Source organism: Niveispirillum sp. GW835-FHT14G11, from assembly GCF_058793615.1.
Map to the genome: position 1 here is coordinate 84221 of NZ_JBXAFZ010000008.1, position 22996 is coordinate 107216.

The following is a 22996-nucleotide window of genomic DNA, read 5'->3' on the forward strand; positions in this document are numbered from 1 at the left end:
AAATGCCCTTATGCACTAGTCTAAATATTCCGAAGGATATATAGACATCGTACTTAGTTCAGGCTATCAACCATTAAATCCAAGTTCTTTGTGGCTATTTTTTTGACTTTGTCACGCTCAACGCGGGTGAGTTCATCAGGCCATCCGGTTTGACAGCAAAATGGATAGCCATTAATAGGTAAAGTTTCCTTGGGGAAAATTCGATATGCCTTTTTCATTTTCATCTGCCAAGCTGCGCAAGCTCATGGCCTTACGTGATGCGATCGATATTTCTCTATGCGTCATCGAATTTGATTCGCAGGGAACGGTATTGGATGCAAATGAAAATTTTCTTAAAGCGCTTGGGTATTTCCGCCAAGATGTGATTAACAAACACCATCGTATGTTTATGAGGCCCGCAGATCACCAGCATCCGGATTATCGGCATTTCTGGGGTAAGTTGGGGCGCGGCGAGTTCCAATCGGGTGTGTTCCGCCGCATCGACCGCCATGGCCGGACCATCTGGATACGGGCGACCTACAACCCGGTTCTTGATCGTAACGGGCGCGTTGTGCGCGTGGTGAAGCTTGCCACCGATATCACCGAGGCGGTGACCCGCAACGCTGATCTTGCCGGCCAGGTTGCCGCCATCGGCCGCACCCAGGCGGTGATCGAATTCACGCCACAGGGGGAGGTGCTGTCCGCCAACGCCAATTTCCTGACGGCGATGGGCTATGGGCTGGAAGAGATCCGGGGAAAACACCATCGGCAATTCATGCCGGTGGATGAACGCGATGGCGCCGAATACCACCGGTTCTGGGAACGGCTGGCGGCCGGAGAGTTTTTCGGCGGAGAGTTCAAGCGCGTCCGGCGCGATGGTGCAGAAATCTGGATTCAGGCCAGCTACACCCCCATCCTGGATGAGGATGGAGAGGTCACCAAGGTGGTGAAGTTCGCCAGCGACATTACCGAGCAGAAGAGCCGCGCCGTGGACGCCGCCAGCCAGTTGGAGGCTATTTCCAAGAGCCAGGCGGTTATCGAATTCACCCTGGACGGCACCGTCATCACGGCGAACGCCAATTTCCTGGGGGCCATGGGGTACGCGCTCCATGAAATCCGGGGAAGACACCACGCGATGTTCATGCCGGACAGCCAGCGTGACAGCGCTGAATATCGCACCTTCTGGCGCGATCTTGGTCGTGGCGAGTACCGGGCCGGCGAGTTCCACCGTCAGGGCAAGGGCGGACGCGACGTCTGGATCCAGGCTTCCTACAATCCGATCATGGGATTGGACGGCAAGCCGTACAAGATCGTGAAATATGCCAGCGACGTTACAAGCCAGGTTCTGGCCCGCCAGCGCAGCGAGTATGTACGCGGCATGATGGAAAGCGTGGCCGCCGGGGCCACGCAGATGAACGCCTCGATCCATGAAATCGCCGACAGCATGCGCCGATCCCGCGACGAGGCAGAAGCCGCCATGCAGCGGGTGGACGCGGCCGGTACCGTCACCACGCAACTGACCACCCTATCCGACAGCATGGTGGAGATCGTCAATCTGATCACCGGCATCACGGGGCAGATCAACCTGCTGGCCCTGAACGCCTCCATCGAGGCGGCACGGGCTGGCGAGGCCGGCAAGGGCTTTGCCGTGGTGGCGCAGGAGGTGAAGAACCTGGCCACCCAGGCCCGCGCCGCCACCGACCGCATTGCCGAGGATATTGCCGGACTGCGGGCCACCGCTGGCGATGTGGTGACCTCCCTGGACAGCATCCACGGCGCCATCGATCAGGTGAACAGCTATGTCGGCTCCATCGCCATCGCCGTGGAACAGCAGAGTGCCGCGGCCAGCGAGATGTCGGCCAATATGAACCGCGCCGCACAGGAGGCGGCGCGGATCGGGACGTAATCCACCCCCTACAGCGCGTCCAGCGGCATCACCTTGACCCGGTCCCCCGCCTTGGCCGGCGGCGCATGCGGTGCCCGCAGGATCAGGCAGTCGGCCCAGGCCAGACGGCTCAGCATGCCGCTATCCTGCTTTGGGAACGGCTGGGCCATCAGGCGCCCTTCCCCGTCCGTCGACAATCTGGCCCGCACGAAATCGGCCCGGCTGTCATTGGCGCCCATATCGGCGCCCAGCCATGCCTCGCGCAGATCATCGTCCGATGGCAGTCCCTGCATGGCCAGCAGCAAGGGGCGCAGGAACAGCCAGGCGCAGACCAGAGAAGAGACGGGATTGCCCGGCAGGCCCATCATGGGCACGCCATGCATCTGCCCGAACATCAGCGGCTTGCCCGGCCGCATGGCGATCTTCCAGAAATCGAGTTGAAGACCGGCCGCACCCAGGACGGAGCGGACAAGGTCATGCTCCCCCACCGACGCCCCGCCAATGGTGACCAGCAGATCGGTGCCCGACGCGGCGGCAACCAGGGGCGACAGGCTGTCGGCGCTGTCCCCGGCGATCCCCAGATCCACCGGCTCACCCCCCAACTGCCGGACCAGAGCCGCCAGGGCCAGCGAATTGGAACTGACGATCTGCCCCGGCGCCAGCGTATCGCCGGGCATCACCACCTCGTCCCCTGTCGCCAGAATGGAAACGCGGGGGCGGCGGCGGACGCGCAGCCAGGGCACGTTCATGGCCGCGGCCAGCGCCACATCCCGCACGGTCAGCCGGCGCCCGGCCGGCACACCAACATCGCCCGCGGCGAAATCCTGCCCGGCCGGGCGGACCCAGCGGCCGGGCCCGCCGCCATCCCGCAGCGTGACGGTGCCGACATGATCCTCGGCATCCTCCTGCACCACCACGGTGTCGGCCCCTTCGGGCATGGCGCCGCCGGTGAAGATGCGCACGGCCTGCCCCGCCTGGACTGTGGCCTTGAAGGGCCGGCCGGCGGGCGCTTCACCGATGCGGGTCAGCGTAACCGGGAAGGACCCGATATCCGCCGTGCGCACCGCCCAGCCATCCATGGCGCTGACCGCCGTGGGCGGATGGGTGACGCGCGCCACGACATCGGCGGCCAGGACACGGCCCAACCCCTGGGTGATCGGCACCTGTTCGGCGGGCAGCAACGTCGCCGCCGCCAGGATGCGGGCGCGGGCCTCTGAAAGCGGGATCAATCGGATGCTCCGTCTATGGCTGGACGTCGACATATTGGGGCATATATCATGCCAGGCAAGCGACGAAGACCTGATATTTCCCCGATCGGCGCCCTCACGACCTCAGGCTGGCCCCACATAGGTGCCGGACTTGCCGCCTTCCTTGTAGGCCAGGTGGATATCGGCGATGACCATGCCCTTATCCACGGCCTTGCACATGTCATAGATGGTCAGCGCCGCCACCGACACGGCGGTCAGCGCCTCCATCTCCACACCCGTTCGGCCCTTCAGCTTTACCGTTGCCTCGATCTTCACTCGCGATGCCGCCGCGTCGATGGTGAAATCGACGCTGACCTTGGACAACATCAGGGGATGGCAGAGCGGGATCAGGTCCGGCGTCCTCTTGGCGGCCATGATACCGGCCAGCCGCGCCACGCCCAGCACGTCCCCCTTCTCCACCCCACCATCCCGGATCAGCGCCAGGGTTTCCGGCAGCATGGTGATATGGCCACGTGCCGTGGCGATGCGCACCGTCTCGTCCTTGGCCGAGACATCGACCATGGCGGCGTTGCCGGCCTCGTCGAAATGGGTCAGGGGATTGCTCATGCCGCCTCGATCATCGGGGTGGACAAGAGCGCCCTGGTCGCCGCCGTCACGTCCGGCTTGGCCATCAGACTTTCCCCGATCAGGAAGCGCCGCGCCCCGGCCCGGGCCAGACGGGTCAGGTCGGCCGGGCTGTGGATGCCGCTTTCCGCTACCAGATGCCGGCCCGCCGGCACCATCGCGGAAAGACGTTCCGTCGTACCCAGGTCGATGGAAAGCGTCTTCAGATTGCGGTTGTTCACCCCCAGCAGGCCGCCCGGCAGCTTCAAGGCGCGTTCCATCTCCGCCTCGTCATGCACCTCCACCAGGACGTCCATGCCCAGCTCGATGGTGGCGTCATACAGCTCACGGGCCAGGATATCGTCCAGGCAGGCCATGATCAGCAGGATGCAGTCGGCCCCAAGCGCCCGGCTTTCCACGATCTGATAGGGATCGATCATGAAATCCTTGCGCAGTGCCGGCAAGTGCACCGCCGCCCGCGCCGCCACCAGAAAGGCGTCATCGCCCTGAAAGTACGGCACATCGGTCAGGACCGACAGGCAGGTGGCGCCAGCATCGCGGTACGCCCGCGCCAGGGTCGGCGGATCGAAATCCGCGCGGATCAGGCCCTTGGACGGGCTGGCCTTCTTGATCTCCGCGATCAGGGCCCAGCGGCCCGCCGCGACAGTGCTTTCCAGGGCCCTGGCAAAGCCGCGCGGGGCGGGTTGCTCCCTGGCAAGCTCGGTCACCACGGACAGCGGCCGGGCCGCCTTGGCACGGGCCACGTGGCCGGCCTTGTCGGCATTGATGCGGGCCAGGACGTCGGGTTGGCTGTTCATATCGTCAACGGTGTGTTGGTGATGGAGACAAGCCGGTCCAGCGCCAGACTGGCCTGTCCGGATGCAATGCAGTCGGCGGCCTTGGCCACACCGGTCTTCAGGTCGGGCACGGCATCGGCCACGACCAGGGCAGCGGCGGCGTTCAGCAGCACGATGTCGCGATAGGGGCCGGTGGCACCCGACAGGACGGCGCGCAACGCCTCGGCATTCTCCTCCGGCGAACCACCGCGCAGGTCGGCAAGGGTGACGCGGGACAGGCCCGCGTCTTCCGGCGTCACCTCAAACCGCCGCACTTGCCCGTCGCGCAGTTCCGCCACATGGGTGGGGCCTGTGGTGGTGATCTCGTCCAGCCCGTCGGCACCCGACACCACCCAGGCACGGGTGGAACCCAGGTTGCGCAGCACCTGCGCCAGCGGTTCCACCCATTTCGCGTCATAGACGCCCATCAGCTGACGCTTGGCACCGGCCGGGTTGGACAGTGGCCCCATCAGGTTGAAGATGGTGCGGGTACCCAGTTCCACCCGCGTCGGCCCGACATTGCGCATGGCGGTGTGGTGACGGGTGGCCAGCAGGAAGCCGATATGGGCGTCGAACAAGGCCCGCTTCACCAGGGCGAAATCGGCATCCAGATTGACGCCCAGCGCCGACAGCACATCGCCGGCCCCCGACTTGGACGAGATCGCCCGGTTGCCATGCTTGGCCACCGGCACGCCACAGCCGGCGATGACGAACGCGACCGCCGTAGAGATGTTGTATGTATGCGCCCCATCGCCACCCGTGCCGCAGGTATCGATGATGCCGTCCGGCGCCTCGATCCTCAGCGCCTTGGCGCGCATGGCGCGCACGGCCCCGGTAATCTCCGCCACCGTCTCGCCGCGCACGCGCAGCGCCATCAGGAAACCGCCCATCTGGGCCGGCGTGGCATTGCCCGACATGATGATGGCGAAGGCGTGTTCCGCCTCCGCCTCGCTCAAGGTGGCGCCGGTGGCGACCTTCGCCAGCAGCGCCTTGAAGTCACCCATGTCCCCCGACATCACGCCCTCACGCCACGCGCAGCTGCGGCCCGCGCGTCACGCCGGCCAGCTTCAGGAAATTGTCGAAGATCTTGTGCCCATGTTCGGACGCGATGCTTTCCGGGTGGAACTGCACGCCATGGATGGGCAGGGTCTTGTGCGACAGCGACATGATCATGCCATCGGGCAGCCACGAGGTCGCTTCCAGGCAATCCGGCAGCGTCTCCTTCTCCACGATCAGGGAGTGATAGCGCGTGGCCTTGAAGGGGCTGGGCAGATCGGCCATCAGGCCGGCACCAGCATGGAAAACGTCCGACAGCTTGCCATGCATCGGCTCCGGCGCGCGGATCACCTTGCCACCGAACGCCTGGCCGATGGCCTGGTGGCCCAGGCACACGCCCATCAGGGGGATCTTGTGTTCCGCCGCGGCATGGATCAAAGGCAGGCAGATGCCAGCCCTGTCGGGGTCGCAGGGGCCGGGCGACAGCACGATGGCCTCTGGCTTCAGTGCCAGCGCCTCGTCCACCTTCAGCGCATCGTTACGCCAAACCGCCATGTCAGCGCCCAATTCGCCCAGATAATGCACCAGGTTCCAGGTGAAACTGTCGTAATTGTCGATGAACAGCAGCATGGCTCTATTCCGGCATCGGCCCCCAGGGCCTTGGACCGCGAAGCCTACAGACTGGTGGCGCCGATTTCCAGCCCGCGCAGCCCTGCCGCGCGCGGCGGGCGGCATTGCGGCTGGGGCATTGCGCGGGTTCATGTGTTTATTGCAGTAAGCTCTCATACCATCCCGACGCCGAGGTCCATTCCCATCATGCCCCCCCGCCCCCGTCCCCCCGGCAGCAGAAACAACCGTCGCGGCACCGGCAAGCCCCGCGTGCGCGTCGGTGCCGGTGCGGCCAAGCGGGGACGCGACCGGGTGGTGCGGGTGCGGCGCCAGGCGATGCTGTTTCTGTCGCGCCTGGGTAGGGGCGGGCAGATCGGGCTGGCCCTGTTGGCCCTGGTGCTGGTGGCCGGCGGACTGACGGCGCTGCTGGGCCAGGAACGCTATCACCCCGTCTCCGCCGGCCCCGCCCTGACCCCGATGGAGGAACAGGCGGACGCGACGGCCCCGGACGAACCCGAGGATGCCAGCGACGAGGAGGCGGCGGAAACCGCCGACCTGCCCACCCGGCCCGGGGCGGCGCCCGCACCGCCGGCATCAACCGCCGCTGAAAAGATAAAGCCGGCCGCTGAACCGCCGGCCCAGGTGGCGGCCCTGCCTGCCGCGCCGCCGCGCCCCCTGCTACCGCTGGCCAATGCCCCCGCCGGCACCCCGGCCTGGAAACATTTCGCCCTGCCCACCCCCGCGTCCAACGGCCATCCGCGCATCGTCATCGTCATCGACGATATGGGTGTGGACCGGCACCGGTCGGACAAGGTGGTGGCCCTGCCCGGCCCCCTGACGCTGGCCTGGCTGCCCTATGCACGGGAACTGCCGCAGCAGACGGAGAAGGCCCGCGCCCGCGGGCATGAGTTGATCGTGCATATGCCCATGGAACCCACGGGCAAGGAGGATCCGGGACCGGGTGCCCTACTAACCCGGCTGGACGAGGCGACGCTGCGCCAGCGCCTGTCGGCCAACCTGTCGGCCTTTCCCGGCTTTGTCGGCATCAACAACCATATGGGCAGCCGCTTCACGGCCGATCGCGACGGCATGGCGGTGGTCATGGCCGAACTGGCCTCACGCGGCCTGCTGTTCCTGGACAGCCGCACCACGGCCGACACCAAGTCAGGGCCGCTGGCCGCCCAATACCATGTGCCCATGCTATCGCGCGACGTGTTCCTGGACCATGTGATGACGCCGCAGGGCGTGGCGGCATCGCTGGCCAAGGTTGAACAGATCGCCGCCAAGAACGGCCTGGCCATCGCCATCGGCCATCCGCATGACGTGACCACCGCCGCCTTGGCCCAGTGGCTGCCGACCCTGGAGGCCAAGGGGTTCCAATTGGTGCCGCTGACGGCGGCGGTGAAGTAACCTTTACCCCCCGATATGCGCTTTCAGGAATTTCTCCCACGCCGACAGCACTGTCACCATCTGCTCCGTCGTCATGGGTGAATGGTCCATGCCTTCGATCTCGACATATTCGACCGGCTTGCCGGCCTTCTCCAAGGCCCGGTTCATGTCGCGGCTGTGGGCCACGGGGGCCTGGAAATCCAGGTCGCCATGCACCAGCAGGACGGGCACCTTCACCTTGTCGGCATTATGGACGGGGGAAATGGCGCGCAGCGCGTCGGGATCGTCGCCGAAATGCAGGCCGCGGGTCAGGTTGCGGCTGACGCGATAGGCGGCATCGTCATAGACCCGCTCCATGTTGGCCACCGGCGCCGTGGCCACCGCGCATTTGAACAGGTCGGGCGTCTTGATCGTGGCCATCAGCGCGGCATAGCCGCCATAGGACCAGCCCAGGATGCACAGGCGTGACGGGTCGGCGATGCCCTGGGCCACGGCCCATTGCGCGGCATCGGTGACGTCATCCTGCATCAGCCCGCCCCATTGCCGCTGCCCCGCATGGTTGAAGGCGGCGCCATAGCCGGTCGATCCCCGGAAATTGGGCTGCAGCACGCCATAGCCACGGCTGGCCAGGAACTGCGACATGATCTCGAAATCGCCATCGTCGCGGCTGAACGGGCCGCCATGCGGCATGATGATGAAGGGCAGGTTCTTGCCCTCCTCCGCCCCCAGCGGCAGGGTCAGGTAACCGGGTATCTCCACCCCGTCGCGCGCCTTGAAACCCACGGGCTTGCGCGGGGCCACCAGATCCTGGGGAATGCCGGGATAGGTGTCGCCGAACAGCTGGTACTGGCTCGTGCGCCGGTCGAAAACGCGATAGGTCAGCGGGGCCGACATGGAATAGCTGGCGGTCAGCACCAGATTGCCGTCAGCCGCCGTATCCACGATGATCTCGCGGCTGTCGGGCAGCGCCTTGTCCAGCGCGTCCTGCAGGCGTTGGATGGCGGAGTCCAGCCACAGCCGGCGGGGCAGGTCGTCGGTCCAGGCGATGGCCACCACTGCCCCCTTGCGCCGGATGACATTGCTGACATCATGGCGCGGGTCGTCGGCCACCTTGGCGCCCATCACGTCATTGGCCAGATCGTATTTATAGATGGCGTTGCGGTCCCCCTCGTGGCGGGACGAGACATAGAGATCCTTGCCCGCCTCGTCGAAGCCCAGAATGTCGAAGCGAGGGTCGTCGCCCATATGTTTCTGGGTGCGCATCAGCTGGAAATCCTCCCCCGCCACGCGGCGCAGATAGCGGGTTTCCAGCTTGGCGTCGTCATAGACCTCGGCGATGCGAATCTCCCCCGTCGGGTCGGGCAGATAGTCGAAGACATTGCGGATGGGCCGGCGCACGCGGGTGAAATTGCCCGTCACCACGTTCAGCTTCACCACCCCCGGGAACGGCCCGTCGCCGGTGGGATAGGCGACCAGCACATTCTCATCATCCACGAATTGCAGGATGGGCGTGTGCTGAAGGAAGTAGTTGTTGTTCTCCGGCGGGCGCTGCAACAGCACCCGCATATCCTTCAGGTCGCGCGTGACGGAAACGGTGCGGGTGAAGCGCAGCGGCTTGCGCCCGTTGTTGGTATTGACCTTCTCCGTCGTGAAAATGCGGACCAGCAGCCGGTCATTGCCGATCCAGTCGAAACCCACGATCTCAACTTCGCTGGGTCCCAGCACGGCGGGCTTTTCCGCGGCGGTCATCGGCACCTTGCGCACCACCAGATGCATGCGCCCGCCAATCGGCGCCAGATAGGCGACATGGCTGCCGTCGGGCGACAGGTCGACATCATCCATGAACGGCCGGTGCGCGAATTTCTCCACCGGCAGGTCCGACGGCTTCTCCAGCGGCGGGTCGTCCGCCGCCTGCGCACCCATCGCCACGCCCAGCATGCACAGCGCCCCGGTCAGCCAGGACGCAGCCCCCATCACCCGCATCGGTCCCCATCCCCTCCTGCCGGCGGCACTTCCCCCGCGCCGTCCTCCCGGTAAGGAAACTAGAGTATCCGCATCCGCCCGGTAAAGGGCTGTCGGCACGCATTAGAGGAAACTGTAGGGGTCGATATCAACTTGCACACGTATGGATGCCGGGATCTCCACCCGCCCCAGCCACTCATGCAGAATGGGTTGCAACGACACCGCTTTCGGCCCTTTCAGCAGCAACCGGCGGCGGTAGCGGCCGCGCAGCACGGCCAGCGGTGCCGGTGCCGGCCCCAGAATCATCAGCTCCTCGCGCTCGCGCGGGGCGGTGCGGCCCAGGGCCGCGGCCACCGCATCCACCGCCCCCTCATCCTCGCCCGACACGATCAACGCCGCCATGCGGCCGAAGGGCGGCATCTCCATCTGCCGGCGCTGTTCGGCCTCTACGGCCAGGAAACTGTCGCGATCATGGGTGGCCAGGGCCTGCATCACCGGGTTCTCCGGCATGTAGGTTTGCAGCATGACCCGGCCCGGCCGCTGCTCCCGTCCCGCCCGCCCCGCCACCTGATGCAGCAGCTGGAAGGTGCGCTCCGACGCACGCGGGTCGCCGCCGGCCAGGCCCAGGTCAGCATCCACCACCCCCACCAGGGTCAGCATGGGGAAATGATGACCCTTGGCCATGACCTGGGTGCCGATCAGCAGATCGATGGCCCCCTCCTTCACCTGCTCGATCACCTCGCGCATCGCGCGGGGGCCGGTCAGGGTATCCGACGTCATCATAGCGATCCGTGCCTGGGGGAACAGGGTGACCACCTCCTCCGCCACCCGCTCCACGCCGGGACCGCAGGCCACGAAGCTGCCCTCCGCATCGCATTCCGGGCAGGCTTCCGGGCTTTTCGCCTGATAGCCGCAATGATGGCATTGCAGGCGCCGGCTCAACCGGTGCTCCACCAGCCAGGCGGTGCAGTTGGGGCATTGCAGCCGGTGGCCGCAGCTCCGGCACAGGGTCAGCGGTGCATAGCCGCGGCGGTTCAGGAACAGCATCCCCTGCTCGCCGGCCAGCATGGTCTGGGACAGCGCCTCGCGCAGCACGGGCGACAGCCATTGGCGAGCCGGCGGCGCCTGGTCCTTGCGGCGCATGTCGATCAGGGTGACGTCGGGCATGGTCGCCCCGCCATGGCGCGATGGCAGGTCGATGCGCGCATAACGGCCCGTCTCGGCATTGACCAGGGTTTCCAGCGACGGCGTGGCAGAGGCCAGGACGATGGGGATGCGACCCAGATGGGCACGGGCCACCGCCATATCGCGGGCATGATAGATGACCCCGTCCTCCTGCTTGAAGGCGGCCTCATGCTCCTCATCCACGACGATCAGGCCCAGGTCGGGAAATGGCAGGAACAGGGCGGATCGGGCGCCGACCACAACGCGCGCATCCCCCTTGGCGACCGCCCGCCAGGTGTGGCGGCGCAGCGGCGGGGCCATTTCCGAATGCCATTCCGCCGGCCGCACGCCAAACCGTGCCGCGAACCGGTCCAGCCATTGCGCCGACAGCGCGATCTCCGGCAGCAGGACCAGCGCCTGTCTGCCCGCCCGCAATGCCGCCGCCACCGCCTCGAAATAGACCTCTGTCTTGCCCGACCCGGTAACACCGTCCAGCAGGGTGGCGCTGTAGCCGCCCGCCGCCGCCTTGGCCATCAGGTCATCGGCCGCCAGCCGCTGCGCCCCCGACAGGGTCTTGGGATTGGCATCGGGGTCTGGCCGGGGGAAGCGCGGCAGCGCCAGCATCGGTACGGTGACCAGTACCCCCGCTTCCGCCAGCCCGCGCACCACTGCCGCGCCGCACCCGGCCTCGGCCGCCAGATCGGTGGCCAGACGCGGCGGGCCATCGGACAGCAGTTCCAGGATGCGCTTGCGGGCCGGCGTCAGGCGCAGCGTCTCCGGCACCTCCCCATCGGCCCGCATATAGGCGGTCAGGGCGCGCGGGTCCTCCAGGGCAGCGGACACCGACACGGCCATGCGCAGCACGGCCCCCACGGGCGACATGGTATAGCCGGCCACCCATTCCACGAAGCGCCGCGCGATCTCCGGCATGGGGGGCAGGTCGATGGCGCGGATCACGGGGCGCAGCTTGCGCTCGTCAACCCTTCCCACCTCCGGCCCCTCCCCATCTCCATCCGTCCAAACCACGCCGAACAGCCGGCGCGGACCCAGCGGCACCTCCACATAGGAACCGGGTACCAGCGCCATGTCGCCCGGTACCTTGTAATCATACGGTTCCGGCAGCGGCAGCGGCAGCTGTACGCGGACCCGCGTGACGGGGGGTGTCACGGTGGAGAGAAGGTCGCCGGTCAATTGTCTTTGTCCACATGGCGGCGTGCTTCCATCCGGTCATGGAGAACGCGCAGGATATCAACCAAGCCAGGAACGATGACGCGATAGAACAGGGAGTGCCGCGGACGCTGTACCCGCCCCGCCGCCACCGTCGCCTTGGAACAGTGGCGCAGATGGAATTCCATATAGCCCTCGCCCAAATCCGGTCGTGCGACCGCTCCCGGTCGCTGCGGGCGATCCGCCACCGATGTGAATGCCGTCTCCAACAGCGCACGATAGCGCCGCCTTGCATCGGAACCGAAATTGATCTCGCTATGGGCCAGGATTTCCACCAAGTCGGAGCGGGCGGCCGGCGCCAGACGGTAACGCGCCATCAGTCTACCGGGCCTGTCCGGCCGCGTAGTGGTGGGCCTCGATCTCAATTTCATCGAACAGGGCAGACAGTCCGTCATCATCCACGTCGATGAAATCGCCACTGTCGATCTGAGCCGCTGCCAGATTGACCGCCGTGCGCAGAGCCTCCAACCGCGCCTTGTCCTCCGCCTCGCGCTTTTCCACCAGCCGCACGCCTTCGCGCAGCACTTCGCTGGCATTCTGGTAGCGACCGGAGCGCACCAGTTCCTCGATCACCTTCTCGTGATGGTCGGTCAGGACGACATTGCGGGTGGGCATGGGGGGCCTCCATAGGAACATCCCCATCTTCCCACAATTGGCAGATCATGCCAATGCCGGCTCAGACACGGCGCATCAGCAGCCGGTCGGACGCCAGTCCGGCCAGGGCGCAGCCGCACAGCACGGCGCACATGGGCAGGGGCGATCCGCCTTCCGACAAGGCCCCCACCAGCCCGCCGGCAACCGCACCGATGCAGAGCTGCAGGGCACCTGACAGGGACGATGCCGTGCCCGCCATATGCGGGAAGGCGGCCAGCGATCCAGCCATGCCATTGGCCCCCACCAGGCCCAGCGCCCCCAGATAAAGGAACAGCGGCACGGCCACGCCGGCAATGCCGCCGATGCCGAAGCCGCCCGTGACGATCAACAGGGCGCCGATGCCAGCGGTGGCCAGGATACCCCAGCCCATCATGCGGTCCACGCCATAGCGCAGGACCAGCCGGCTGTTGATGACATTGGAGATCATCAGGGCGACGACATTCACCCCGAACAGAAAACCGAAATGCTCCGGCGAGACGCCGAAATGCTGGATATAGACGAAGGGCGTGCCGGATATGTAGGCGAACATGCCGGCAAAGACGAAGCCACTGGACAGCGCATAGCCCATGAAGCGCCGGTCCAGCAGCAGCAGCGCATAGTTGGACAGCAGCCCACCGGCCCGATGGCCCGCCCTCTGGCCCGTCTCCTTCACCGTCAGCAGGCCCAACCCCGCCACCATGCCGAAGCCGCACAGGCACCAGAAGATGCCGCGCCACCCCATATGGTCCAAGACCTGCCCGCCGGCCAGCGGCGCCAGCATGGGCGCCACGCCCATGACCAGCATCATCAGCGACATGACCGAAGCGCCGCGGTCACGGTCGAAGGCATCGCGGACCATGGCGCGGGCGATCACCGGGGCGGCGCACGCCCCCACCCCATGCAACAAGCGCCAAGCCGTCAGCGACCAGATGTCCGACGCCAGCGCGCAACCGGCCGATGAGACCACGAACAGCAAAATGCCCAGCGCCACTGGTCCCTTGCGGCCATAGCGGTCGCCCAACGGCCCCCACAGCAACTGACCGGCGCCATAGCCGATCAGGAAGCTGGACAGGGTCATCTGCACGCTGGCCTGATCGACGCCCAGATCGGCACCGATGGCGGGCAAGGCCGGCAGGTACATGTCGATGGCCATGGGCCCGAACATGGTCAGGAAACCCATGACGACGACGAACCAGGTGAAGCTGGTACCGGGTGGCAAACCTGCCGGCACAGCCAGGGGCTGGCCGCCCGCCGTCTGTTCGGCGGGATTGTTGCCGATGTCACCGCTGCGCATGTTCAGATCGCCCCAGGCCGGAAACCCGGTCGGTACCGGGTGGTGCATTAATTAAAGCACCACCCATGCCGCGGCGCACCCAACCTGTCCCCATGGCAGCCGCCCGCCGGCCGCATGGCGATTCAGGGCAGACGCCCCTGATATTCCGCTTCCAGCGCGGTATGGCGCTTCCAGAAGCCGGGGGCGGGCCCGCCCGACAGTTCGGCCGCCAGCACCTCCAGGTGCGTGTGCCAGCCGCCGGCCACGCTGATCATCATATCACGGCCCGCCAGCCGGCGGTGGGTCAGGATCAGGCGCACCTTGTCGCCCTCCGCGCTCAACTCGATCGTCACCAGTGACGGCGTGCCCTCCTCCGCCCAGGAGAAGGAAAGAAGGCGCCCCGGCTCCCAGGCCTGGATGACGCCATGGGTGGCCACGCCATCCTGGCAATTGTCGCGATACTTGGCCGGGATGTCGTTATCGCCGGGCCCCAGCTTGCAATTATGGAACTCCAGCCGGAAGGGCGCACCCACCCGCCCCTCCATAGCGCCGAAGGCCAGCCAGCGGCCGCGCTTGTCGCTGTCGGTCAGGAAGGCCCAGACCCGCTCGACGGGTCCCGGCAGCAGCCGGTTGAACCGCACGGCGCCCGCCTCCGTCACCAATCCGAAATCATTCATCATCCACATCCTCCCGCAGGGCCTGTTCCAGCGCATCCAGCCGTGAGGCCCAGAAGCCGCGCACCCGCGCGATCCAGGCATCCATGGCATCCAGACCCGCCGGGTCCAGGCTGTAGATGCGGCGCTGACCATCCACCTTCACCCGCACCAACCCCGCATCGCGCAGCACCTTCAGATGCTGGGAAACGGCGGGCGCACTGATGGCGCCCGCCTGCTGCAACCGGGCGACGATATCCCCGGCGCCATGGGGCTGCTGCCCCAGCATCTCCAGGATCGAACGCCGGGTCGGGTCGGCAAGGGCGGTGAAACTGTCCATGGGAAGATATTTTCGAATTTACTTAATTAAGTCAACTCGAAAATAATGGTATCTGTCAGCCGCCCTCATGCCGCTTGGCGCTGGCTGTCGGCCAGGATAGCGTCCAGCCGTTCGCGCAGCGCCCGCATCTCCGCCGTCACCTGCGTGGCGCGCTGACCCAGGTCCTGGGACAGGGTCCGCGTCTCGCTGGCGTCAGCCGCCACGGACCGGATACGGTCGGACACTTCCATTGTGCCGTCGGCGGCACCGGCGGCACTGGCGCTGATGCTTTCGGTGGCGCTGCCCTGCTCCGTCACCGCCGCACTGATCGAACCGGCGATATCATCGATGCGGGCGATGACGTCGTGAAGCTGGTGGATATCGGCGATCACCCGCTCCGTCGCCCGCTGCACGGCGGTGATCTGCGACGTGATCTCCTCCGTCGCCAGGCCGGTCTGGCTGGACAGGTTCTTCACCTCCGCCGCGACCACGGCAAAGCCGCGCCCGGCCTCTCCCGCGCGCGCCGCCTCGATCGTGGCATTGAGCGCCAGCAGGTTGGTCTGGCCGGAAATGTCGCCGATCAGCTGGGCGGCGCGGCCGATATTCTGGGCGGCATCGGCAAGCTGGTTGACCATGGCGCGGGTCTGGGCCCCGCGCTCCACAGCGGCATGCACCATGTCCGCCACCTCCGTCACCTGTCGCCCGATCTCCCGCGACGAGGTCGCCAGTTCCTCGGTCGCGGCCGCCACGGCCTGCACATTGCTGGTGGCATCCTGGGCGGCACCCGCGACACCATCGGACTGTTCGCCGGTGCGGGTGGCGGCACCGGTCATGCTCTGGGCCATGGCGGCGATGCCGGCGGCTTCGGCCAGCACAGCCTCCACCCGCCTTGTCATTTCCTGTTCCAGCGCCTGACCCAGGCTGCCCAGCCGGTCGGCCATCTCCTGCTTGTGCTGGCGCTCGCGCTCCTGCTCCTCCGCCTTCAGGCGGTCCATCTCCTCCGCGTTCACCCGGAACACGTCGATGGCGCGGGCCATGTCGCCGATCTCATCCTTGCGGCCGGTGCCGGGGATGAAAGACAGGCGCTCGCCCTTGGCTAGCCCTTCCATGGCCCCTTCGATCTGGGCCAGCGGCCGGGTGATCGACCGGACCAGCAGCAGCGACAGGCCGCAGAACAGGGCCACCAGCGTACCGCCGATGGCCATGGTCAGGCGCTGGGTCTGCTTGCGGATGCCACTTTCCGCTTCCTTGGCCTCCGACAGGCCGGCCTTGGTATAGGTGAACAGCCGGTCCAGCAACGGTGCCGTCTCCGCAAAGGCAGCAGCGAACTCCTTCACCGCCTTGGCCTGGATGGTGGTGGCCGACGCCAGCGCCACCATGTCCTGCCGATACTGGCGCGACAGGGCATCGATGGCTTCCTTGGTCTGCGGGTCCAGCTGGCTTTCCGGGATGAAGAACGAGAATTCGTTGAAGGCCTTGCGATGCTGGCCCACATACTTGTCCTCGCCGGTCATCAGGAACGATTTCTCGGCATTTCGCATCTCCGCCATGCCGATGAACAGCTGGGCGCCCATGGTCGCCGGCCATTTCTTCAGCTCGGACTCCGCCGCCACAACGGACCGGAACATCTGGCCGCGCAGCCCATCCTCATCGGTGAAGCCCACGGCGCGGGTGGCCTGATCCACGGCATCGAAGGATGCCGTGAGGCGTGTCAGCTTCTCGGCCAGGGCGGTGACGGTTGCCGCCTCCTCGCCCAACGCCGGGTGGGTGGCCAGAGCGGCTGCGGACTTCTCCACCTCCGCCAGGGTCGACTTGAACGCATCACCGGCCGCGGCATCGCGTTCACGCAGGAAGCGGGTGATGTGCAATTGCAGGGCGGTCATGCCCCGGTTCAGATCTGCCGCCGTCTCCGCCAGCGACGACAGGCCGGTCATCCGGTCGGTGGCACTCTCCCGCCGCGCATCGCCCAGCAGGAACAGGCCCGCCGTCAGCAGCACAGTCAGCAGGGCGGCTCCCACCAGGAAACCAATACGGGTGGAAATTGACAGTTGCGCCAGCCAGCCCCCATCCCCGTCCCGGCGGCCATAGCGCCAGTTGGAGGCGTCCAGCAGACCAGCCAGCCAGCCGCCCGAACGCTTGCGTCGGCGATCCCCACCCTCGGGCGGGGTCTGTATCGAAGGAACATCATCGCCGGACAAGGTCAGTTCGGTCATGCCGCGCACCCCACCTATTGGATTTTGCTAAAATCCCAGCAAAATCCGGTTCCACGGCCCCGCGTGCGGCCGGAAACTGCCGCCAGCGCGGGGGCTCACCAAAAGACATAGAGATGGGTTGGTAACGCTCACGCGGCAGTTTCGTGAAGTTTCCATGACGGGGGTACCCCGGATGGGATTGCCCCCAGGCGGGGGGCGGCTTACCATGACTTGCATGGTGCCCATGCGGCACCTGAATGCCGATCACATTGCAGGCGACCTGCCCATGCCCCATCGCACACCCAGCCTGCCCGACCCCGTCACGCTGCGGGGCCTTGGTCGGCGTTTTGGGAGTTTCCCTGCCGTCGCCGATGTGGATTGGGTGCTGGGCCCTGGCATCCATGGGCTGCTGGGGCCCAACGGGGCGGGCAAATCGACGCTGCTATCCATGCTGGCCGGCACGTTGGTGCCCAGCGCCGGCACGGTAGAACGCGGTGGGCGGAACATCGCCCGCAACCTGCGCGCGCACCATGCCCACCTGGGCTATGCCCCGCAATCGGTGGATCTGCCAAGCCAGGCCACGCCACGACAGTTGCTGGCCTATATGGCGGCGCTGAAGGGCCTGCCCGGCCGTGCTGCCCGGCAGCAGGCGGAGGAACTGGCGCAAACGCTGAACCTGTCGGCCAAGCTGGACACGGCGGTTGGCGAGCTGTCGGGGGGCATGCGCCGCCGGTTGATCGTGGCACAATCCCTGCTGGGCCGCCCAGACCTGTTGCTGCTGGACGAGCCGACGGCGGAACTGGACGGGTTCGAGAAGCTGGCCCTGCAATCGCTGCTGGCCGAAATCGCGCCCCACACCATCATCCTGTTCTCCAGCCATATCGTGTCGGATCTGGAGGCGATTGCCGACGATCTGCTGATCATGTCCAGCGGCCGCGCCATCGCGCATGGAAAGCCGGAAACGCTGGCGGCGGCGTTGGATGGGCGCGTCGTCACCCTGACCCTGCCGGCCCTTGCCGCCGAACAGGCCGGCAAGCTGGGCACCGTGACGGGCCGCAAGCGCATGGCAGACGGCATCCGCCTGCGCCTGGTGCTGGCCGAGGGCCAGGCCTATCCACCGGGCGCCATTCCGGAACCGCCCAGCCTGGAAGACGCGTACCTGGCCGCCGTGGCGGAGCGTGCGGCATGAATACAGCCGCAATCCTGGCCGTGGCCCGTTTCCAGCTGGCGGGCGTCACGCGGCGACGGGGCCTGTGGGCCTGGCTGGCGCTGGCCGGCATGCTGGCCAATCTGGCCCTGCCGCCGGGCAGTGCCGATTATGTCACCCTGTCGGTCGCCAGCCAGCGGCCGATCTATACGCCGGAAATGGTGGGCTTCATCTTAGGCGCTCTGGGCGTCTCTCTGCTGTTGCCGGCCCATTTCGTGGCCCTGCGCATCGGTTTTCCGGCCAGCCGGCACCCGCTGCTGCTGGCTGCCGCCACGCCGGTGAGCGATACGGAATTCGCCCTGGGCCGCTGGTTGGCCGACACCGCCTTCCTGTCGGCCTTCCTGTTCTGCTTCGGGATCGGCGGGCTGTTCATCCAGGGGCTGCGCGGTGATGCGCCGATGGAACAGCCGCTGGTCCTGCTGGGACCGCTGCTGCTGGTGGGTGTGCCCGCCGCATCGCTGCTGGCGGGATTCCGCGGGCTGGTGGAGGCCCGGGCCTGGACACGCGGTCCGGTGGTGGCCGGCATCCTGATGTTGGTGGCCTGGCTGGTGATCCTGCCCCTGACCAGCACCGTCTCGCGCAGCGCGATGGGCCCCATGGCCGACCCGCTTGGCATCGGGCTGCCCATGCGCGACCTGGGCGGCGGCACCGGAACGGGCAAAGACGGCGCCAGCTTCGGCATCCGCATTGGCGGAACGATGAAGGGCACCTTCACCTGGGACGGGTTCGACTGGCTGGGCCCCTATGCCTTGGCGCGCGGCCTGTGGTTCCTGGCCGGGGCCGGGCTGGCCGTGGTGGCGGGGCTGGCCGGTGATCGGTTCCGGCAGCCGGCCGGATCGACACGGCAGCCGGTTGCCAGGGAACGGACCGGACCGGCGCGCATGCCGCCGCCCATCCCCAATGGAAGCGGCAGCTGGACCGGCCTGGTGCTGGCAGAACTGCGCCTGCTGCGGCCCGGCTGGAAGCTGGGGCTGGCCTGGCTGGTGGCGGCGATCGGCGTCACCCTGCTGGTCGATGGCGCCGATGGGGTAAACCAAGGGGTTGCCGCCCTGCTGCTGCCGGCCCTGTTCGCCCTGGGCGATCTGGGCGTGCGGGCGGGTGGCCGATCGCTGTTGCCCCTGACGGCGGCCGTACCGGCCACCGTGATGGCACGGCTGGCGGCCGGGTATGTGGCCGGGCTGGTGCTGGCCCTGCTGCCCATGGCGGGGCTGCTGGCCATGGCTTTGGTGCGAGGGCATATGGCGACGGCAGGGCTGGTGATGATCGTGGCCGCGGTCGCGCCGGCCGCCGCCCTGGCCCTGGGCCGCCTGACCGGGTCGGGCCAGGCCTTTTCCATGCTGGGGCTGATGGCCTGCTACGCCCTGTTCTCGGCCTGAAGGTTTGAAAGCGGGCGGGGGGCAGTGCTATGGTCGTATGGAGCCCCTGCCACGATGCGCCAGGGAATGATGGGTATACTGACGCCCGAACTGTTGATCCGCGCCTATGCCGGTGGGGTGTTCCCCATGGCGGAGAGTGCCGACGCGGATGATCTGCTGTGGTTCGACCCGCCTTTCCGGGGGGTGCTGCCGCTGGATGGGTTCCATGTGCCGCGCCGTCTGCGCAAGACCCTGCGGCACTTTCCCTTCCATGTCCGGGTCGACAGCGATTTTCGCCAGACCATGGCGCATTGCGCCGAACCGGCCCTCGACCGGCCGCAGACCTGGATCAATGCCGACATCACGGAGGCCTATTGCCAGCTTCACGCCATGGGCAAGGCCCATTCGGTGGAGTGCTGGCAGGATGGGCGGATGGTGGGTGGGCTCTATGGCGTGTCGCTGGGCGGGGCGTTCTTCGGGGAGAGCATGTTCTCCCGCGCCACCGATGCCAGCAAGGTGGCCCTGGTGCACCTGGTGGCGCGCCTGACGGCCGGCGGTTACCTGCTGCTGGATACGCAGTTTCTCACTGAACACCTGTCACAGTTCGGCGCCAAGGAAATCCCCCGCCACCGCTATCGCACGCAACTGTCAAAGGCCGTGGCGGCGCGTGCGGATTTTCACTGTCTGGAGGATGAGCGGGCCTTGGTATCCGACTTTCTGCAATCCTTGACCCAGACATCATAGACCGGGTGTTCCATGGCTGACAGGGCCGGACTGGACGCGAACATCCAGCCTTCGAACACCGGCGCCACCGTCCCGTCAGCCCGCTTTTCGCGTGCATCCAGGAACGCCGCGGATTCCGGCGGATCGATGGGCGACGCCTTCTGGCAGGCCTTGACCAGGATGGTCAACTGACCGAAAGAAACCGGCTCCCCCACCTTCGCTTCGAACGTGCTGGTCCGCGCGGTCACCTTGTCCAACCCCTGCAGCAGGGCCATGGGCATGGGATCGAACTTGCGTGCCGGCGGCGGCGGCGGGGCCGGCCGCTGCACGGCCCCCACCGGCGCCTGCACCTCCGGCGTTGCGGCCGGATCGGCCGGCGGGACCTCCTGCGCGAAGGCCGGCAGGGTCAAGGCAAGGGCAAGGCCGATCAGGGCGAAGCGGGGCATGGGGCTCAACGGGCGAAGGGGGCCGGCGGGATGCCAGTGAAACAGCCTATTGGGGCGGCATCATGGCCGCCCGCCAATGCTTACGGCGTCACGGGGGCGGCCGGATCGGCCTTCTTTTCACCACCGGCGGAATTGAAGATGAAGCGGCCCAGCAGATCCTCCAGGTTCACGGCGCTCTGCGTATATTCGATCGTGTCCCCCGCCTTCAGCTTGTCCTCTTCCCCGCCCGGATCAAGCTGGAGATAGCGGCCACCCAGCAGGCTTTCGCTGGCGATGCTGGCCGTGGTGTCGCGCGGCAGCTGGATATTGCTGTCGATCTGCATCACGACCACGGCCTGGAAGGTCTGCTTGTCCAGGTGCTGGCCCGTGACCGTGCCCACCTTGACACCGGAGATGCGGACATCCGACCCGGCGGACAGGCCGCCTGTGCTGCTGAACCGCGCTTCCAGCGCATATCCCGACACCGCCTTCACGCTGCTGGACGTGTAGGCGAAGAACAGGAAGAAGCCGGCGACCAGAAGGACGACGGCGCCCAGGACGGTTTCGATCACGTTCTTGCGCATGGGACTTTTCAGCTCCTGATGGACCCCCGATGGAGATCCCTTAAACGATCATGGCGGCGCTTTTGCGGCGCCGCCATGCGACATCCCAGAAGATAGGGATGATCAGTTCGGCGTCCAGGCCTGGTAATCGCCGGTGGCCTTGTCGCGCTTACCGCCGGAGAACAGATGGCCGGGCGGGCGATAGGCCTGGACCGTGCCCGTCGGGTTGGGCAGATGCGGCTTCTGCCAGGACTTGTGGAACTCGCTGCCCTCGGGCAGGGGAGAGGCCATGTTGTAATGCATCCAGCCATGCCACTCCGGCGGCACCAGGCTGGCATCCGGCTCTCCGCGGTACAGCACCCAGCGGCGGGCCTTCATGCCCTTGCGGGCCTTCTTTTCCTCGAAATAGCGATTCCCCAGGGCATCGGTCCCGACATGACGGGCGGCGCGCCACACAAGAAGCCGGATCTGGATGTTGGCCATCCAGGTGGACAGGGAAATACGGTCGCTCATAGGGACTTCCGTTATGCGGAACTGAAGATCGGCCGGACTATGCACCGGCGGCGGGGAGCTTGTCCACTGCAACAGGGCCTACCCTGCCCCGCTCAGCCTTCGCTATCCTTATGTCCGCGCAGCCGGTCGGCCGCCCGGCCGATACGGCCGGTATGGTGGCGGATCTCCCAGATGGCGATGGACAGGCCGGCCAGGGCCAGTGGCAGCACATAATAGATGAAGCGATAGGCCAGCAGGGCGCCCAGGATGGAACTGGCCGCGTCATGGTCGGCCATGCCCAGCAGGATGATGCTTTCGAACACGCCGATGCCACCGGGCACATGGCTGAAGATCGCCACGATTAGTGCCGCGCAGAACAGGGCCACGAAGGCGGTGAAGGGCACCACCAGATCGACGGGCAGCAGCATCCACAAGATGGCCGCCGTCACCACCAGTTCGGCAGACGCGATGGTGATCTGCGACACCACACCGCCCCAACTGGGCAGCTGGATCGACCAGCGCCAGAGCTTCACGGGCTTGTGCGTCACCGCCGTGATGATGCAGATGGCCAGCAGGCCCAGCAGCATGGCCGCGCCGGCCGCCTGCACCGCCAGTTCGGGGATCTTCAGCAGGACAGAGACGGGATGGGCGCCAATGATCATGCCCACCGCGCCTGTGAAGGTCAGACCCAGCGTGAAGGTCGTGGTGGAGAAGACCACGACACGGGCCACGTCCCCTGGCGTCAAACCGGCCGCCCCATAGGCGCGCAGGCGCACGCCCGCCCCGCTGATCACCGCCCAGCCGACATTGTTGGAAATGGCATAGCCACTGGCCGCCGCGAACGCCGTGGTGCCATAGGGCACCTTCTTTTTCAGATAGATCAGGGCCGACAGATCATAGAGCGTCAGCAGCCAATAGGCACAGGCCGTCAGCGCGATGGCCTTCACCACCTTGGACAGCGGCAGCGCCTCCAGATAGGCCCGGACGTCCCCCAGATTGACCTCGGCCATCACATGTTTGACGGCGACAAACAGCAGTACGCCCAGGAACAGCACAGTGCCGATGCCCAGCAACGCCTTCTGCCGCCGGCTCATGCCTTCGGCGGGCGGGGCAGACGGGGGCGCGTGGGACTCGGGATCGGGGGTGAGGGGCATTCAGGGGACGCTTGCGCAATAGTATCGGCCACATTCGGCGGGCGCACCCTGCCACCGTTGAGGACGGAATGAAACCCCCTGTCCGGTGTGCATATATCCTGCGACGGGGCACCTGACCTTATGCATCCACCGGAGATGGGGGCGCGGGC

Annotated in this window: 21 protein-coding genes and 2 pseudogenes; 6 read left to right on the forward strand and 17 right to left on the reverse strand. The window is 66.7% G+C overall.

From position 1 onward, the window contains the following. Nucleotides 1-244: 244 nt before the first annotated feature. Nucleotides 245-1327 (forward strand): annotated as a pseudogene (locus AC1Q7F_RS15850) (PAS domain-containing protein); the annotation flags it as partial. A 150-nt stretch (nt 1328-1477) separates the two neighbouring features. Then, nucleotides 1478-1885, forward strand: a pseudogene (locus AC1Q7F_RS15855) (methyl-accepting chemotaxis protein); the annotation flags it as partial. Between the two features lie 8 nt (nt 1886-1893). Here the strand turns inward: AC1Q7F_RS15855 and AC1Q7F_RS15860 are convergent. The 5 genes from AC1Q7F_RS15860 to AC1Q7F_RS15880 all read right to left on the reverse strand — a co-directional run bounded on the left by AC1Q7F_RS15860 (nt 1894) and on the right by AC1Q7F_RS15880 (nt 6137). Then, nucleotides 1894-3093, reverse strand: a complete 1200-nt coding sequence (locus AC1Q7F_RS15860; protein WP_492508519.1) for a molybdopterin molybdotransferase MoeA — start codon at nt 3091-3093, stop codon at nt 1894-1896. A 102-nt stretch (nt 3094-3195) separates the two neighbouring features. Beyond that, nucleotides 3196-3678, reverse strand: coding sequence for a cyclic pyranopterin monophosphate synthase MoaC (moaC, locus tag AC1Q7F_RS15865; protein ID WP_492508521.1), 483 nt, complete (start codon nt 3676-3678; stop codon nt 3196-3198). After that, complete coding sequence (gene trpC / locus AC1Q7F_RS15870; RefSeq protein WP_492508523.1) at nt 3675-4493, reverse strand: indole-3-glycerol phosphate synthase TrpC; 819 nt, start codon at nt 4491-4493, stop codon at nt 3675-3677. Before trpC ends, moaC begins: the two co-directional genes overlap by 4 nt. Continuing rightward, nucleotides 4490-5527, reverse strand: coding sequence for an anthranilate phosphoribosyltransferase (gene trpD / locus AC1Q7F_RS15875; RefSeq protein ID WP_492508525.1), 1038 nt, complete (start codon nt 5525-5527; stop codon nt 4490-4492). The genes trpC and trpD overlap by 4 nt, the downstream gene beginning before the upstream one ends. A gap of 7 nt (nt 5528-5534) precedes the next feature. Next, on the reverse strand, nt 5535-6137 hold the full coding sequence (locus tag AC1Q7F_RS15880; protein ID WP_492508526.1) for an anthranilate synthase component II: 603 nt from the start codon (nt 6135-6137) through the stop codon (nt 5535-5537). Nucleotides 6138-6323: 186 nt separating this feature from the next. Here AC1Q7F_RS15880 and AC1Q7F_RS15885 point away from each other — a divergent pair, with 186 nt between their 5' ends. Then, nucleotides 6324-7526 carry a divergent polysaccharide deacetylase family protein gene (locus AC1Q7F_RS15885; RefSeq protein WP_492508528.1) on the forward strand — a complete coding sequence of 401 codons (1203 nt, stop codon included), beginning with the start codon at nt 6324-6326 and terminating at the stop codon, nt 7524-7526. 3 nt (nt 7527-7529) lie between these two features. On the opposite strand, the gene AC1Q7F_RS15890 is transcribed toward AC1Q7F_RS15885, so the two are convergent. The 8 genes from AC1Q7F_RS15890 to AC1Q7F_RS15925 all read right to left on the reverse strand — a co-directional run bounded on the left by AC1Q7F_RS15890 (nt 7530) and on the right by AC1Q7F_RS15925 (nt 16949). Then, on the reverse strand, nt 7530-9488 hold the full coding sequence (locus AC1Q7F_RS15890; protein WP_492508530.1) for an alpha/beta hydrolase family protein: 1959 nt from the start codon (nt 9486-9488) through the stop codon (nt 7530-7532). A 102-nt stretch (nt 9489-9590) separates the two neighbouring features. Then, nucleotides 9591-11822: a primosomal protein N' gene (locus tag AC1Q7F_RS15895; protein WP_492508532.1), complete on the reverse strand. Its 2232-nt coding sequence runs from the start codon at nt 11820-11822 to the stop codon at nt 9591-9593. Next, nucleotides 11819-12175, reverse strand: a complete 357-nt coding sequence (locus AC1Q7F_RS15900) for a type II toxin-antitoxin system RelE/ParE family toxin (protein WP_492508534.1) — start codon at nt 12173-12175, stop codon at nt 11819-11821. Before AC1Q7F_RS15900 ends, AC1Q7F_RS15895 begins: the two co-directional genes overlap by 4 nt. 4 nt (nt 12176-12179) lie before the next feature. Beyond that, complete coding sequence (locus AC1Q7F_RS15905) at nt 12180-12473, reverse strand: type II toxin-antitoxin system ParD family antitoxin (RefSeq protein WP_492508536.1); 294 nt, start codon at nt 12471-12473, stop codon at nt 12180-12182. 61 nt (nt 12474-12534) lie between these two features. Beyond that, entirely contained in the window at nt 12535-13785 is a 1251-nt protein-coding gene (locus AC1Q7F_RS15910) for a Bcr/CflA family multidrug efflux MFS transporter (RefSeq protein ID WP_492508538.1), read from the reverse strand. A 122-nt stretch (nt 13786-13907) separates the two neighbouring features. After that, nucleotides 13908-14444: an SRPBCC family protein gene (locus AC1Q7F_RS15915; protein WP_492508540.1), complete on the reverse strand. Its 537-nt coding sequence runs from the start codon at nt 14442-14444 to the stop codon at nt 13908-13910. Beyond that, nucleotides 14434-14757: an ArsR/SmtB family transcription factor gene (locus AC1Q7F_RS15920; RefSeq protein WP_492508542.1), complete on the reverse strand. Its 324-nt coding sequence runs from the start codon at nt 14755-14757 to the stop codon at nt 14434-14436. Before AC1Q7F_RS15920 ends, AC1Q7F_RS15915 begins: the two co-directional genes overlap by 11 nt. 65 nt (nt 14758-14822) lie before the next feature. Beyond that, nucleotides 14823-16949 carry a methyl-accepting chemotaxis protein gene (locus AC1Q7F_RS15925; protein ID WP_492508544.1) on the reverse strand — a complete coding sequence of 709 codons (2127 nt, stop codon included), beginning with the start codon at nt 16947-16949 and terminating at the stop codon, nt 14823-14825. A gap of 223 nt (nt 16950-17172) precedes the next feature. Between AC1Q7F_RS15925 and AC1Q7F_RS15930 the strand changes: the two genes are divergently transcribed. The 3 genes from AC1Q7F_RS15930 (at nt 17173) to aat (ending at nt 20234) form a co-directional block, all read left to right on the forward strand. Beyond that, complete coding sequence (locus AC1Q7F_RS15930) at nt 17173-18117, forward strand: ABC transporter ATP-binding protein (protein ID WP_492508546.1); 945 nt, start codon at nt 17173-17175, stop codon at nt 18115-18117. Further along, nucleotides 18114-19511, forward strand: a complete 1398-nt coding sequence (locus AC1Q7F_RS15935) for a hypothetical protein (protein WP_492508548.1) — start codon at nt 18114-18116, stop codon at nt 19509-19511. The genes AC1Q7F_RS15930 and AC1Q7F_RS15935 overlap by 4 nt, the downstream gene beginning before the upstream one ends. 69 nt (nt 19512-19580) lie before the next feature. Then, nucleotides 19581-20234, forward strand: a complete 654-nt coding sequence (gene aat, locus AC1Q7F_RS15940) for a leucyl/phenylalanyl-tRNA--protein transferase (RefSeq protein ID WP_492508959.1) — start codon at nt 19581-19583, stop codon at nt 20232-20234. Here the strand turns inward: aat and AC1Q7F_RS15945 are convergent. From AC1Q7F_RS15945 to AC1Q7F_RS15960, 4 genes are all read right to left on the reverse strand, one after another. After that, nucleotides 20168-20659 (reverse strand): DUF2155 domain-containing protein, encoded by a 492-nt coding sequence (locus AC1Q7F_RS15945; protein ID WP_492508550.1) that lies wholly within the window; start codon nt 20657-20659, stop codon nt 20168-20170. The two genes, aat and AC1Q7F_RS15945, sit on opposite strands and share 67 nt — an antisense overlap. Before the next feature lie 80 nt (nt 20660-20739). Next, on the reverse strand, nt 20740-21222 hold the full coding sequence (mlaD, locus tag AC1Q7F_RS15950) for an outer membrane lipid asymmetry maintenance protein MlaD (RefSeq protein ID WP_492508552.1): 483 nt from the start codon (nt 21220-21222) through the stop codon (nt 20740-20742). A 102-nt stretch (nt 21223-21324) separates the two neighbouring features. Next, nucleotides 21325-21714: an NADH:ubiquinone oxidoreductase subunit NDUFA12 gene (locus tag AC1Q7F_RS15955; RefSeq protein WP_492508554.1), complete on the reverse strand. Its 390-nt coding sequence runs from the start codon at nt 21712-21714 to the stop codon at nt 21325-21327. Between the two features lie 92 nt (nt 21715-21806). Beyond that, nucleotides 21807-22787: a putative bifunctional lysylphosphatidylglycerol flippase/synthetase gene (locus tag AC1Q7F_RS15960; RefSeq protein WP_492508556.1), complete on the reverse strand. Its 981-nt coding sequence runs from the start codon at nt 22785-22787 to the stop codon at nt 21807-21809. Nucleotides 22788-22996: the final 209 nt, after the last annotated feature.